This window comes from Novosphingobium rosa NBRC 15208 (genome assembly GCF_001598555.1).
Lineage (GTDB): Bacteria > Pseudomonadota > Alphaproteobacteria > Sphingomonadales > Sphingomonadaceae > Novosphingobium > Novosphingobium rosa.
On the sequence record NZ_BCZE01000056.1, the window covers coordinates 41,806 to 56,054 of the forward strand.

Annotated in this window: 10 protein-coding genes; 5 read left to right on the top strand and 5 right to left on the bottom strand. The window is 66.5% G+C overall.

All coding sequences use genetic code 11. The annotated features are described in order from the left end of the window. Nucleotides 1-170: 170 nt before the first annotated feature. Nucleotides 171-674: a YbaN family protein gene (locus SR3_RS20255; RefSeq protein ID WP_084455758.1), complete on the bottom strand. Its 504-nt coding sequence runs from the start codon at nt 672-674 to the stop codon at nt 171-173. 166 nt (nt 675-840) lie between these two features. On the opposite strand from SR3_RS20255, the gene SR3_RS20260 reads away from it, so the two are divergent. The 3 genes from SR3_RS20260 to SR3_RS20265 are packed head-to-tail and all read left to right on the top strand — an operon-like array spanning nt 841 to nt 2,448. Continuing rightward, a complete protein-coding gene (locus SR3_RS20260) occupies nt 841-1,335 on the top strand; it encodes a hypothetical protein (protein ID WP_068090111.1) in 495 nt (164 codons plus the stop codon). Beyond that, entirely contained in the window at nt 1,319-1,585 is a 267-nt protein-coding gene (locus SR3_RS31915) for a hypothetical protein (protein ID WP_169805673.1), read from the top strand. Before SR3_RS20260 ends, SR3_RS31915 begins: the two co-directional genes overlap by 17 nt. Beyond that, nucleotides 1,582-2,448, top strand: coding sequence for a GGDEF domain-containing protein (locus SR3_RS20265; RefSeq protein ID WP_068090112.1), 867 nt, complete (start codon nt 1,582-1,584; stop codon nt 2,446-2,448). The genes SR3_RS31915 and SR3_RS20265 overlap by 4 nt, the downstream gene beginning before the upstream one ends. Nucleotides 2,449-2,537: 89 nt before the next feature. Here SR3_RS20265 and SR3_RS20270 read toward each other — a convergent pair whose 3' ends face one another. Genes SR3_RS20270 through SR3_RS20280 form a run of 3 tightly spaced genes read right to left on the bottom strand, consistent with a single transcriptional unit; the run spans nt 2,538 to nt 8,431 of the window. Further along, a complete protein-coding gene (locus SR3_RS20270) occupies nt 2,538-3,962 on the bottom strand; it encodes an efflux transporter outer membrane subunit (RefSeq protein ID WP_068090113.1) in 1,425 nt (474 codons plus the stop codon). Continuing rightward, nucleotides 3,952-5,217: an efflux RND transporter periplasmic adaptor subunit gene (locus SR3_RS20275; protein WP_084455759.1), complete on the bottom strand. Its 1,266-nt coding sequence runs from the start codon at nt 5,215-5,217 to the stop codon at nt 3,952-3,954. The genes SR3_RS20270 and SR3_RS20275 overlap by 11 nt, the downstream gene beginning before the upstream one ends. Beyond that, nucleotides 5,210-8,431: an efflux RND transporter permease subunit gene (locus SR3_RS20280; protein ID WP_068090125.1), complete on the bottom strand. Its 3,222-nt coding sequence runs from the start codon at nt 8,429-8,431 to the stop codon at nt 5,210-5,212. Before SR3_RS20280 ends, SR3_RS20275 begins: the two co-directional genes overlap by 8 nt. A 323-nt stretch (nt 8,432-8,754) precedes the next feature. Between SR3_RS20280 and SR3_RS20285 the strand changes: the two genes are divergently transcribed. Then, nucleotides 8,755-9,663 (top strand): LysR substrate-binding domain-containing protein, encoded by a 909-nt coding sequence (locus tag SR3_RS20285; RefSeq protein ID WP_068090114.1) that lies wholly within the window; start codon nt 8,755-8,757, stop codon nt 9,661-9,663. On the opposite strand, the gene SR3_RS20290 is transcribed toward SR3_RS20285, so the two are convergent. After that, on the bottom strand, nt 9,651-12,224 hold the full coding sequence (locus SR3_RS20290; RefSeq protein WP_307563014.1) for a putative bifunctional diguanylate cyclase/phosphodiesterase: 2,574 nt from the start codon (nt 12,222-12,224) through the stop codon (nt 9,651-9,653). The two genes, SR3_RS20285 and SR3_RS20290, sit on opposite strands and share 13 nt — an antisense overlap. 596 nt (nt 12,225-12,820) lie before the next feature. On the opposite strand from SR3_RS20290, the gene SR3_RS20295 reads away from it, so the two are divergent. Continuing rightward, complete coding sequence (locus SR3_RS20295; protein ID WP_068090116.1) at nt 12,821-14,146, top strand: FAD-dependent oxidoreductase; 1,326 nt, start codon at nt 12,821-12,823, stop codon at nt 14,144-14,146. Nucleotides 14,147-14,249 lie beyond the last annotated feature (103 nt).

The window sequence follows — 14,249 nt, forward strand, 5'->3', positions numbered from 1 at the left end:
GCGTCTCCTCCTTAAGGGGCCGACCGGTCCGTGCCAGAGCGGGCGCCGAACCAGTTGTTGCGATCCATTCTCAATAACAGAGATCGGTGACAGGCGCAAGTCACGCCGCTCCGCTTTATCCCGCAAGCCCCCCAACCGGCCCAGAGCCGTGCGCCATTCGTGGCCCGCCGTTAGCGCGTCTCGCCAGAAGGCCGCCGCACGATCCACAAGGCGCAGGACAGCAGCAAACCGCCCACCACCATCACCACCCAGGCGCGGGGATGCGCCAGCCACCAGAACAGCGCGAAGCCCAAGGCGGCCGCCATCTTGGCATGGCGCGGAATGGCGCGATTCTTCCGCCACGCCCGGATCGGCGGACCGAAGACCGGATGCTCGACCAGCCAACGCTCCAGCCGGGGCGAGGAGCGCGCGAAACACGGCAACGCCAGCAGCATGAAATCGGTGGTCGGCAGCAAGGGCACGAACAACCCGATGATGCCGATCCCCACCAGCACCAGACCCAGCACCAGCCAGCCCACGCGCCGCGCGCCAGTGGCGGGGGGCCGCTGTGGCTCGCCATCCACCACGGGGCTTTCATCGCTGCTGCTGTTCTGGGCGATCTCTTCCACGCATTCCCTCCGGCATTGCGCATGATAGGTGGAAAGATCGCGCGGAGCCAGATACTTGCCACGCATCTTCCCTATTCGATAAACAGCCACTGACGAGGCGGTTCAGGGAACCGACAGGCCTCCCCGGCTATTTACCTACAGGTTATGTTTCTTTCCGCTTCTTGCGAAAAGACGACATCAAAAAACAAGCCGCCGGCCCATCCCCCCATGCTGGCGAGAAAGGTGCGATCCCGTGAAAAAATCCCTCTTCGCGCTGGTGCTGTCCGCCACCGTGCTGACCGGCGTCATGCCGCTTGCCGCCCCGCAGGCGCAGGCGCAACCCGTCGTCATCGGCGTCGGCATGGACCCCTTCATGTGGAGCGGTCGCCGCTATTGCTGGTATGATTCGGCCTGGAGCGGTCCGGGCTGGTACTGGTGCGGCTATAACTGGCGCCGCGGCTATGGCTGGGGCGGCGGCTGGGGCTGGCGTGGCCATGGCGGTCCGCGCGGCTGGCATGGCGGCTATCGCGGTGGGCCCGGCTGGCACGGCGGTTATCGCGGCGGCCCCGGTTGGCATGGCGGCGGTGGCTGGCACGGCGGCGGCGGTTATCATGGTGGTGGCGGGTTCCACGGTGGGGGCGGTGGCTTCCATGGCGGTGGCGGCGGTTTCCACGGCGGTGGTGGCGGTGGCTTCCACGGTGGTGGTGGCGGTCATGGCGGCGGTGGCGGCCATGGGGGTCATCACTGATCCATCCAGACGGGCGGAGCTTGCCGCAAGGCTCTTCGCCCGCAGCAAAGGCTTACATGAACGCGCGGCGGCATCTGCCCGCCGCGCGTTTTCTTTGCCGCGCGCAATCATGCCATGCGCCCGGCAATCCACCACGCCCAAAGCACGGGTTATCCCGCAGCATGTTGTTAACCGTGAACCTTATCATTCACTTAAGCCGCTCGATCAATTTTTGCTGCAACGCAATACAGAAAGAGAGAGGTTTTCGTGACTTTCTATCTCGCCACATCCTTTATCTTTCCGCGTTCGCTGCGCATGCGGCTTTTCGCTTTATGCTTTGTTTCCACCCATGTGCCGCTGCTGGCCTATTGCGGCTGGGGTTTTGCCACGGGACGCATCGCCTTGTCCGAGTTCCTGCTGCTGACGCTGGCCACGGTGGCGGGCATGGGGCTGGCGCTGTGGGGCATCGGCGCGCTGCTCAATCCCATTCACGTGCTGGCCGAGGCGCTGCATCGCGACGCCGCCCCCGCCCCACTGGTGCCCGAGGTGGGCGACATCATCCACACGCTTTACGCCGGGGTGCAGCGCTCCGCCGCCCATGCGCAGGCGCGGATCGACGAGCTGGATTCCGCCGCGCACGAAGATCCGCTGACCGGCATTCCCAACCGCCGCGGCTTCCTCGCCCAGCTGGAAACCATGCCCGAGGAGCAGCGCCGGGGCTGCGTCGCCATCGTCGACATCGACCATTTCAAGAGCGTCAACGACAGGCTCGGCCATGACGAGGGCGACCGCGTGCTGTGCGCCTTTGCCGCGCGGCTGGCAGGGCAGCTGCGCCGCGCCGATCTGGTGGCGCGCTGGGGCGGCGAGGAATTCGCCATCTTCTTCGACAGCTGCTCCGAGGAGGAAGCCTGCGCCGCGCTGGAACGCATCGCCGCGCAGATGCGCGGTCTGCCCATCGGCGATGTCGACGGCCGCATCATCAGCTTTTCGGCGGGCCTGTGCGGCTGGAGTTCGGGCAGTCTGGACGATCATTTCCAGCGCGCCGATGAAGCGCTCTATGCCGCCAAGCAGGCCGGGCGCGACCGGGTGTGCCGCGCGCTGGCGACAGACCAAAGGGCCCTGCCCTCCGGTTGATGGAAAAAGGGCGGCCCGTCCTGCGCCGGGCCGCCCTTTCCGTCCACGCCTGTCAGCGTCCTCTCAATCCATAGTCTTCGGCGCCTTGGTCAATGCCCTTCGGGCACGGCGCCACCAATCGCCTTGACCAGCGCAATTGCGGCCTGACGGCGCTGGGTTTCCACCGCGATGCGAGTTCGCTCGGCGGTCAGCGCGTCGGTCTGGGCGGTCACGACCTCCAGATAGTCCGTCGCGCCTTCGCGATAGCGGATGAAGGCCAGATCGCTGGTGCGATTGGCCGCCTGCGCCGCCTCGGTCTGGTCACGCGCCTGCGTGGTGGTGTCACGCTCGGTGGCCAGAGCATCCTCCACCTGCTGGAACGCCGCGATCACACTGCCGCGATAGGCCGCAGCGGCTTCATCGAACTGCGCATGGGCCTGACGGACCTGCGCCGCGCGCTTGCCCGCGTCGAAGATCGGCAGGCTGGCGGCCAAAGGCCCGAGCGCCCAGACCGTGTTGGGCGCGGCGAACAGATCATGCCCGCCCGTGGTCTGCCAGCCGGCATTGCCGCCCAGCGTCACCGAAGGGAAGCGCGCGGCGCGGGCCACGCCGATCCCGGCATTGGCCTCGAACAGGCGGCGTTCGGCAGCGGCGATGTCCGGACGGCGCTGGATCACCTGACCCGGCGTGCCCGAGGGTATCTGCGGCATCGTCAACGCGGCGGCATTGGGCTCCAGATGGAAGCTGGAAGCCACGGCGCCCACGGCGGCGGCGATCTCATGCTCGGTCGTGGCGCGTTGCACCGAAATGGCCGAGACCTGCGCCTTGGCGCTGGCCAGCTGCGAGAGCGCGCGGTTTTCATCGACGCCCGATGCATCCCCGCCCTCATGCCGGTCATGGTTGAGCTGCCAGGCGCGCTGATAGGCATCCACCGTATGACGCAGCAATTCGGCCTGAGCATCCAGCCCGCGCAGCCGCACGTAAGCATCGGCGACTTCGGCCTGAAGGCTGAGGCGCGCGCTGGCCAGATCGCCCGCGCTGGCCTGAGCCTCGGCGCGCGCGGCCTTCACGCTGTTGCGCACGCGGCCCCAGAAATCGATCTCGTAACTCAGCGAGCCGCCGACATTGTAGAGATCATAGGTCACGGGACGGCCCGTGGTGGAAGACGGCCGGTCGCGCGCCAGACGGGTGCGCTCCGCCGAGCCGCCCGCCGAAACCTCGGGCAGCAGCGCGGCGGCGCTGACCCGCGCGGCGGCGGTGGCGGCATCATAGCGGGCCAGAGCGGCCGCCAGCGTGGGACTGGCCTTTTCCGCCTGATCTTCCAGCGCGTTGAGCTGGGGATCGTTGAAGCCTTCCCACCACTTGCCGCGCGGCAGGGCGTCCATCGGCTCGGCAGCCTGCCAACCGGGTGTTTCAGCGAAAGTCGGCGGCACGGCGGGCGTGGCCGGGTGATAGGCGGGCGCCATGTCGCATCCGGCCAGAGCCGTGCCCGCCAGCGCCAGAACCAGGAGGGTCCGGCCCTTTTTAACCGCCATGGGCGGCTCCCTTCGCGGGCGTGTTGGCCGGGGCCTGAGCATTCGGCTTGGCCGTCTCATCGGGCTTGGGCGCGGGCATCGGCGTGGTCTGCGCCACCCGGACATGATCGCCCGTGCGCACTGCATCGGGCGGGCTGTCGATGACGTGATCGGTGGCGCTCACCCCGCCCGAGAGCAGCACGATGCTGCCCTTGTCGCGCGCGATGGTCACGCTGTGCATCGTCACCACGCCCTGCCCATCGACCACGGCAACCTGCGGGCCAGCCGCGCCATAGAGGATGGCACTGCCCGGCACGGCCACTTCGGGGGTGCCGCTGGCCTTGTCGCCCAGCTGGAAATGGACCTGCGCATAGGCGCCGGGCTTCAGCGCATGATCGGTGTTGTCGGCCTCCAGCTGGACCAGCACCGCGCCCGACCCCTGATCGACGGCATTGGCCGAGCGGGTCAGCGTGGCGGTGAACTTGCGACCGGGATATTCGGGCAGCTGCAGCGTGGCGTTCACACCCTTGTGCAGCATCGCCGAATAGGCCTGAGGCACGCGCACATCGATGCGCATGCGATGCATGTCTGACACGGTGAAGAGCGGCTGCGTCGCGATGTTGCCCGAGACGACCAGCGCGCCGATCTGCGCGGCGCGGCTGGTGACCACGCCGTCGAAGGGGGCATAGAGCGTCTTGAAGCCCTGAGTCGCCTGCAGCCGCTTCACATTGGCCAGCGCCGAGTGCGACAACGCCAGCTTGGCGGCCAGATCGCCCTTCTTCTCATCGGCTTCCTGCTGCGAGACGGCATCCTTGGCCAGCAGGCTCTTCCAGCGGGTGTTGGTGGTTTCCGAGAGATGCTGGTTGGCCAGCGCCGTCTGGTAATCGGCCTGCGCCTGAATCAGCTGCTGATCGAGATCGGGCGCTTCCAGCACCGCCAGCGCCTGCCCCTGCCTCACAGTGTCGCCGATGTCGGCCAGCCAGCGCTTCACATAGCCGCTGGTGCGCGCATTGATCGCTGCCGCATTGTAGGCCTGCAGATTGCCCGGCAGCACCAGCTCGTCATCGCCATCGGCGTTGCGCGGGATCACCACCGAAACATTGGGCAGCGCCGCTTCCGCAGCGACACCATGCAGGCCGCTGGTGGCATGCAGGCGCATGGCCACACCCACACCGGCGGCCACCAGAGCCACCACCGCCACGCCCAGACCCAGCCGCTTCAGGCCGCCGGTGTCGCGCTGTTGATCGTCATCGGGAAGAAGGGATTGTTCATGCATGATGGGGAGCCTGATCGATGGAAGGGTCATTGCCGGGGAAGGCGTCAGCCTCGTTGGGATTGTAGTTGCGATGGGCGATGGCAAACAGGGTGGGCACGAAGAACAGCGTGGCGATGGTCGCGCAGCACAGGCCGCCGATCACCGCGCGGCCCAGCGGCGCGTTCTGCTCGCCGCCGTCGCCAAGGCCCAAGGCCATCGGCAGCATGCCGATCACCATGGCCAACGCCGTCATCAGCACCGGGCGAAAGCGCACGAAGCCTGCCTCCAGCGCCGCCCGGGTGGAATCGCCGGTGGCATGCAGACGCTCCCGCGCGAAGCTGATGACCAGGATCGAGTTGGCCGTGGCGATGCCCATGCACATGATCGCGCCGGTCAAGGCAGGCACCGAAAGTGTGGTGCCGGTGATGAACAGCATCCAGACGATGCCGGCCAGAGCCGCGGGCAGCGCGCTGATGATCACCAGCGGATCGGTCCAGCTCTGGAAGTTCACCACGATCAGCAGATAGATCAGCACGATGGCGCCCAGCAGGCCGAAGCCCAGCCCCGAGAAGGCGGTCTTCATCGTGGCGTACTGGCCGCGGATGGTCACCGTCACCGTCTTGGGCTGCTCGGCGGCAAGCTGGTGGATGGCATGCTGCACATCGCCCGCCACCGCGCCAAGGTCACGGCCCTGCGTGGCGGCGAAGATGTCGATGGTGGGCTGGATGTCGTAATGGGTCACCACCGGTTCGGTGTTGGTGCGGTGCAGATCGGCCACACCGCCCAGCAACTGGCCCGGTGACCCCGGCGTGGTGCCGGTGACGCTGACATTGCCCAGATCGTTCATGCTGGCGACCTTGTATTCAGGCGTCTGCGCGACCACCGCATAGGACACGCGGTTCTCCGGGTTCACCGTGAAGAGCGGCGCCACCTGCGAGGTGCCCGCCAGCGAGGTGCCCAGACTGTCGGTCACGTTCTTTTCGGTCAGGCCATACTGGCCGATCAGGGTGCGGTTCACATCCACCGTCATTTCCGGCGAATGGGCCGGCTGCTGGATGCGCAGATCCGCGATGCCCGCGATGCCATTCATCTTCGCCACCAGCTTGGCGGCATAGGCGCGGGCATCCTCGGCATTCTTGCCGGCGACCTGAACGTCGATCGGCGCGGGCGAACCGAAGTTCAGGATCTGGCTGGTGATGTCCGCGGGCAGGAAGGCGAAGCTCACGCCGGGGAAGCGGCGCGGCAGTTCGCGGCGCAGCATCGCCACCACCTTGGCGGTGGGCTGGTGATGCTCCTCGTTCAGCGTGATCAGCATGTTGCCGTCCTGCGGGCCGATCATGCCGCTGTTGTCATAGACGGTGTTGATCGAGCTGATCGGCAGGCCGATGTTGTCGGTGATCGAGGTCAGCTCCTCGGCGGGCACCATCTCGCGGATCGAGCGGCTGATCAGCTCGAACCGGGCCGCCGAACTTTCGATGCGGGTGCCCACCGGCAGGCGGACATGCATCTGGATCTGGCCGGAATCGACATCGGGGAAGAAGTTGCTGCCCAGGAAAGGCATCAGCACGAAGGAAATCAGCACCCCGGCCATGAAGATCGCGATGAAGGGCTTGCGCACCTCCAGCACGCTGCGCAGCAGGCCAATGTAGCGCTTGCGGAACGCCTCGAAGCGCTCCTCGAAACCGCGCTGGAAACGGATGAAGACATTGCGCGAATTCTCGGCGCCGGCCTCATGGCCCGCGCCGCCCGGGGCATGGGGCTTGAGCAGATACATCGCCATGGTGGGCACCAGCGTCCGGCTCAGCAGGAAGCTGGCGATCATCGCGAAGACCACCGAGAGCGCCATCGGCACGAAGAGGAAGCCCGCCACACCCGGCAGGAAGAACATTGGCACGAAAACGATGCAGATGCACAGCAGCGAGACGAAAGCGGGCACCACGATCTGCGAGGCGCCATCGATGATCGCGGGGATCACCGGCTTGCCCTGCTCCAGATGCCAGTTGATGTTCTCGATGGTCACCGTGGCCTCGTCGACCAGAATGCCGACCGCCAGCGCCAGACCGCCCAGCGTCATGGTGTTGAGCGTTTGCCCGAAGATCGACAGCGTGCCGATCGCCGCCAGCACCGAAAGGGGAATCGAGGTGGAAACGATGATCGTCGAGCGCCACGAGCCCAGGAACAGCAGGATCATCAGGCTGGTCAGCCCCGCCGCGATCAGGCCCTCGCGGATCACGCCCGTGACCGCCGCCTTCACGAAGAGCGACTGGTCGCCCACCAGCATCACCTTCAGGTCGGCTGGCAGGGCCGGCTTGATCTTGGCCAGCGTGCGCTTCACGCCATCGATGATCGCCAGCGTGGATTCGCCGCCATTCTTGAAGACCGTCATCAGCACCGAGCGCTGGCCTTCCACATGCACCACATTCTGCTGCGGCGGATAGCCATCGCGCACATGGGCCACATCGCGCATGTAAACGGTGGCGCCGTTCACCACCTTGATCGGCAGATTGTTGAACTGCTCGATCTTGTCGGGCGCGTTGTTCAGGCGCACGCTGTATTGCAGATCGCCGATCTTGATGAAGCCGCCCGGCGTCAGCTGGTCCTGCGCGGCGATGGCATTGCCGACATCATTGGCCGACAGCCCCTTGGACAGCAGCGCGGAAGGATCAAGGTCGATCTGCACCTGGCGCTGCTTGCCGCCCGCCGGATAGGGCATGGCCAGACCCGGCACGGTGATCAGGCGGATGCGCATCTGGTTCATGCCGATGTCGAACAGCTGCTGCTCGTTCAGGCCCTTGCCCGACAGCGCCAGCTGCACGATCGGCACGGTGGAGGCATTGTAGTTCAGGATCAGCGGCGGGTTCTCGCCAGCCGGCAGCTGGCGCAGGGCGGTCTGCGAGACCGCCGTCACCTGCGCATTGGCGGTGCGGATGTCGGCATTGGGCTGGAAGAAGATCTTCACCACCGAAATGCCCTGCATCGACTGGCTTTCGATATGCTCGATATCGTTGACCGTGGTGGTCAGCACGCGCTCATAGGGCGTGGTGATGCGGTCCGCCATGTCCTTGGCGGGCATGCCGGCATATTGCCAGGCCACGGCGATGACCGGAATGCGGATTTCGGGAAAGATATCGACAGCCGTGTTCATGGCCGCCAGCGTGCCGCCCATGGCAATCAGAATGGCCATGACGATAAAGGTCAGCGGACGGTGCAGCGCAACCTTGACGATATCCAGCATCGATAACTCCAACATCCCGCCCACGCCAAGATCCCGCCCGCGTGAATGCGGCCAAGGAGGCATGATCCGCCGAAGCATCTCTACCAGATAGGACCCGCATCCCTGCGACATGAAGGACGGAGCACAAGCGGTTCTTGACCGGCCCACAGCGCAAACGCGGCGCAAAGGGGAGCGGCATGCAGGCCGCGCAACGCTGAAAGACCGAATAGGCGCCGCAAGTGGGGGGGAAGCCTGCGACGAAAGGTTGCTTGGGGCAGCGAAGCTTTTCTGTCCAATATGGAATGCGGATTGATTGATTTGATATTCGTCTTAATGACAGCTGTATGGACCTCAAACAGCTGCGCTCCTTCCTCTGCGTTTCGGAAGAACTCCATTTCGGGCGGGCCGCCGAAAGGCTCGGCATGTCGCAACCCCCGCTCAGCCAGCAGATCCGCGCGCTGGAAGAGGAACTGGGCGTGCGCCTGTTCGAACGTTCCAGCCGGCGCGTGCAGATGACCGAGGCGGGCCGCCTGTTCGAGCCCGAGGCGCGCCGCACGCTGGCGCAGGCCGATCACGCCCGCATGGTGGCGCGCATGGCGCTGCATGGCCAGCGCGGGCGGTTGCGGATCAGCTTCACCTCATCGGGCCCCTATGTGGCGCGCCTTTCCGAAGCCCTGCACGATTATCGCCAGCATTATCCCGAGGTGGAGCTGACCGTGCGCGAACTGGGCACCCATGACCAGATCGAGATGCTGCGGCGCGAGGAGATCGATCTGGGCATGGTGCGCGCCGCCTCCGCCCCCACCCTGCCGGTGGGCCTTTATGCCCGCTGTCTGGTCGAGGAGGAGATGATGGTGGCGGTGCGCGCCGATCATCCGCTGGCCACGCAGATCGCGCTGCCCAGCCTGCTGGAATGCGCCGAACATCCGCTGGTGATCACCACGGCGGCGGGCGCCTCCAGCTATTACGAGGATGTCTTCGCCCGCACCCGCGCGGCGGGCCTGCCGCTGCGCATCGCCAGCGAAGCGGCGGGTCTGGCCACGCTGCTGGGGCTGGTGGCAGCGGGATTCGGGGCCACCCTGCTGCCGCGCTCGCTGATGCGGCTGCGGGTGGACAATGTGGTCTATCGCCCTTTGCGTGAGCCGGTGATGACCCGCCTGTGGCTGATCCATGCCGAGCGCCCGCGCCCCACCGCTCAGGCCTTTCTCGATATCGTGCTGGGGCGCCCGCCCGCGCAGGTTCAGAGGGCCTGAGTGTCCAGCGCCGCACTGTCCGGCGCGTTCCAGCCCGCCGGCGGGATCACGCTGCCCGCCTCGTCGAAGGCCACGGGGGTGAGGAATTCCACCCCGGTGCGCCCTTCCCGGCTCCAGCGCACGATGCCGACCAGCGCCATGCCCTCGCCCAGCTCCAGCAGCAGCTCCACGCCCAGCGGCACATCCAGTACGCCCTCGATCATCACCCCGCGCGCCGACATGTTGCGGATGGTGACCGGATAGCGCGCGCCCAGCGCCTCCATCATCACCCGGCGCAGCATGGTGCGGCGCGGCGCGCGCGAGGAGCGCGGCCCCTTGGCCTCCATCGAGAGATCGCCCGAGACGCGATCATTGGCGTCGGCGGTCTCCAGCGGCTTGGCGTAGATATAGCCCTGCACATGGCTGCAGCCCAGATCGCGGATCAGATCCAGCTCGTCGAGCGTCTCCACGCCTTCCGCCGTGGTTTCCATGCCCAAAGCCTCGGCCAGACTCACGATCGAGGCGATGATCGCGCCATTGCGGCTGTCGGGCTCGGTGGCGCCGCGCACGAAGCCCTGATCGATCTTGATCTTGTCGAAGGGCGCCTTTTTCAGATAGCCCAGCGAGGAATAGCCGGTGCCGAAATCGTCGAGCGCCAGACGCACGCCGACGCGCTTGAGCGCCGCGAACATCGCCTCGGTGCTTTCGCTGTCGTTGAGGAAGACGCTTTCGGTGATCTCCAGCTCCAGCCGCGCCGGGGTGACCTGCGCCGAGGCCAGCGCGCTGGTGACGATGCCGGGCAGCGCCGGATTGGCGAATTGCAGCGGCGAGACATTGACCGCCACGCGCACGCTCTCGGGCCATTGGGCCAGATCCATGCAGGCGGTGCGCAGCGCCCATTCGCCGATCTGGGCGATCAGCCCGGCTTCCTCGGCAATGGGGATGAAGATGGCGGGCGAGAGGTCGCCGCGCGTCGGATGGTTCCAGCGCAGCAGCGCCTCGAACCCCGTGATGCGCTCCGAATTGGTGTGGACCACCGGCTGATAGGCCAGACGCAGACCGCCATGGACCAGCGCATCGCGCAGATCGGCTTCCAGCTGGCGGCGCTGCTCGGCATCGGAATGCAGATCGGCGGCATAGAAGTGATAGACCCCGCGCCCGCGATCCTTGGCGGCATACAGCGCCAGATCGGCGTTGCGGATGATCGCCTCGGAGGTGACGCCATCGTCGGGCGAGAGGGCTATGCCCAGGCTGGCGCCGATCACCACCCGCGCGCCTTCGATCGTGTAGGGCTGCGAGAGATTGTCGATCACCCGCTGGGCCAGACCGGCCAGAGAGTTGCGGTCGATGCGGCCCGGCAGGATCACCTTGAACTCGTCGCCACCCAGACGGCCCACGCGGCCCAGATCGCCCACCGTGCCCGCCAGACGCTGCGCCACCTGCTTGAGCAGCGCGTCGCCCGCCGGATGGCCCATCGTGTCATTGACCTGCTTGAAACGGTCGAGATCGAGCAGGAAGACCGCGCAGATGCGATGCGCGGGCTGCGGCGCGTTGAGGATCTTTTCCAGCGTCTGGCTCATCTGGAAACGGTTGGCCAGACCGGTCAGCGAGTCGAAATGGGCAAGGCGCGTGGCATGCTGCTCGGTACGGCGCTTTTCCGTCAGATCGCTGCCCGAACCGCGAAAGCCCAGGAAATTGTTGAAGCCGTCATAGATCGGGCGGCCATTGATGGACCACCAGCGCTCCTCGCGGCGCGTGGCGGCGCGCACCGGCAGCTCCTGAAAGGAGGAGCGCGCATTCATATGGAAGGCCAGCGTGCGCTCGCCCTCGCGGCTGGCATCGTCGAGAATGAACAGGTCGGAAAGGCTGTGGCCCAGCAGCTGCTCGGCCTCCACCCCCAGCACGCGGCCAATCGGGGCCGAGACATAGGTGATGATGCCCTTGCGGTCGGTTTCCCAGAACCAGCCCTGCCCGGTCTGCTCGTAATCGTGAAGGATGTCCTCGGCGCGCTTTTGCAGGCGCAGCATGGCATGAGCCTCGGCCTGCGCGGCGCGGTCCAGCGTGATCTGGCGGATCGCCGCGACGATGCCGATCAGCCCGCCCAGCACCAGCATGGCCGTGGCGCCGACACTGTTGATCTCCAGCGCGGGCGCGGCCCACAGCGCCAGATAGCCCGCGACCAGCGCGGGCGCGCGGCCCGACAGCGCCACGGCGGCCACCAGCGACGTGGTGGCCAGCGCGCCGATGATCGCCAGCGTGGATTGCAGCGGCTCGACATGATGCCACAGCGCCATGGCCAGACCGAACAGCGCCATGGGCAGAGGCACCGCCAGCACCATCACGCCATAGCGGACGGCAAGGGAACGTCCCTCAGTGCGCTCGGCGCGCACGAAGAGCCCCGCGCAGGCGCAGATCACCACCGCCACCGTGGCGGGCATCACCGTACGCTGGATCGGCAGGGTGAACTGGTCCAGCACCAGCAGCAGGCAGGCAATGGCCATGGCCGGCGCCATCATCGCCCAGCCCTGAGGCACCAGAAAATAGCCGGGATAGGGTTCGGCCATACGATCGACTGATTTCACGGCAACCTTTCGCCGCAGACCCGAAACATCGACATCATCCCCCGGAAGATCGCCCATCGCGCGCGGGCTGGGCGGTAACATGCCAGGCGGCGGCGGAGACGCCGGCGCGGCAGAGGCAGCTGGCGCAGCCGCGCCGGCCCCACGACGAAAAACGGACGGAGGGGCGGAAGGCGGCGGGGCGGCAGGGGCTGAAACAGCCGCGATAACAGGCGGAGGCGCGCTTTTTTCGGGCGCGGCGGGCACGGCCTCGCCTTCACCGGAAGTACCGGCGGCCTCTTGCGCGGCGGCGCGCGCCGCCGCCATAAATCTTTCCCTTCGCCCGGTCTGCATGGCCGCGCTTATCCCCCGCCGGGGCTTTCCAATCGGTTAAACCGGCCTGAAACCCTATGTAAATTCGCCTGTTGCGGCAGGTTTAAAAAATCGCGGGCTTGGCGCGATTGCCTCTTGCCAAGCCCGGCCAAGAGGTCTGTTCTGTCCATCTGCAAAGGGCGCCGACCCGGCGCCCCCAAAACAGACGGACCGCCCCCGGTTCGGGCCAGCTGTCCGGATAAGTGTCATTCTGACAATTGTCGTTCTGACAAGGGAGAGCGAGCGCCATGCTTCACACGACTCCTCGCAATGCGCCTCACATCGCCATCATCGGCTCGGGCCCGGCGGGCTATTACACCGCCGAGGCCGCTTACAAGCATTGGGGCGAGAACGTCCATATCGACATTTTCGACCGTATGCCGGTGCCTTACGGGCTGATCCGCAGCGGGGTGGCGCCCGATCATCAGTCGGTGAAGGGCGTGGCGCGGCGTTACGAGAGCGTGGCGCTGGCGGCGCAGGTGCGCTTTATCGGCCATGTGGCGGTGGGCAGCGATGTGACCGTGGAGGAGTTGCTCGGCCTCTATGACGCGGTGGTGCTGGCCACCGGCGCCCCGCATGACCGCAAGCTCGATCTGCCGGGGGCGGATCTTCCCAATGTTTTCGGCTCGGCGGCGCTGGTGGGCTGGTACAATGGCCATCCCGATTACGCCACGCTGGCGCCGGACCTGTCTGGCAAGCATGCGGTGGTGATCGGCAATGGCAATGTGGCGCTGGATGTGGCGCGCATTCTGGCCAAGTCCCCGGAAGAATTCGAGGATTCCGACATCGTCGCCCATGCGCTGGACGAGCTGAGCGCCTCCAGTCTGGAAAGCGTGACGATTCTGGGGCGGCGCGGGCCGCATCAGATTTCCATGTCGCCCAAGGAGTTGGGCGAACTGGCCCATCTGGCCCGCGCCGTGCCGCATGTCGATCCCGCCGACTTCCCGCCGGTGGAAGCCGATGCGAAACTCGATCCCGGCCTGCGCAAGGCGATGCAGACCCTGCGCGGCTGGGCCACCACGCCGGACGCCGGTTTCCCGGTGCGTTTCGCCTTCCTCACCGCGCCACGCGCGCTGATCGCCGATGCGTCCGGAAAGCTGCAGGCCATCGAGGTCGAGCGCACCAGGCTGGTCGACGGCAAGGCCGTGGGCACCGGAGAGATCCAGCGCCTGCCCGCCGATCTGGTGATCAGCTGCATCGGCTATCAGACCAGCCCCATCGCGGGCGTGCCCTATGACGAGACGCGCGGGCGCTTCGCCAACGAGGAAGGCCGCATCCTGCCCGGCCTCTATTGCGTGGGTTGGGCGCGGCGCGGTCCTTCAGGCACCATCGGCACCAACCGGCCCGACGGCTTTGCCATCGTGGAGCGTATCGCGCAGGATCTGGACGGCAGGGACTCCACCAAAACCGGCGGGGCGGGCTTCGATGCGCTTGTCGAATTGCGCGGGCTGGATATCGTCACCTTCCGCGACTGGCAGAAGATCGATGCCGCCGAAGTGGCCCGCGCCCGCAATCACGCCCCGCGTGAGAAATTCATCGATATGGACGGGTTGATGAACGTCACCCGCGCCTGAAAGCTGCAGGCACGAAAAAGGGCGCCCACCTTGCGGCGGGCGCCCTCCCCCTACCTCGAAGAGGTTGTGTGGCTTACTTCAGCCCAGCCTTACTTCAGCAGGG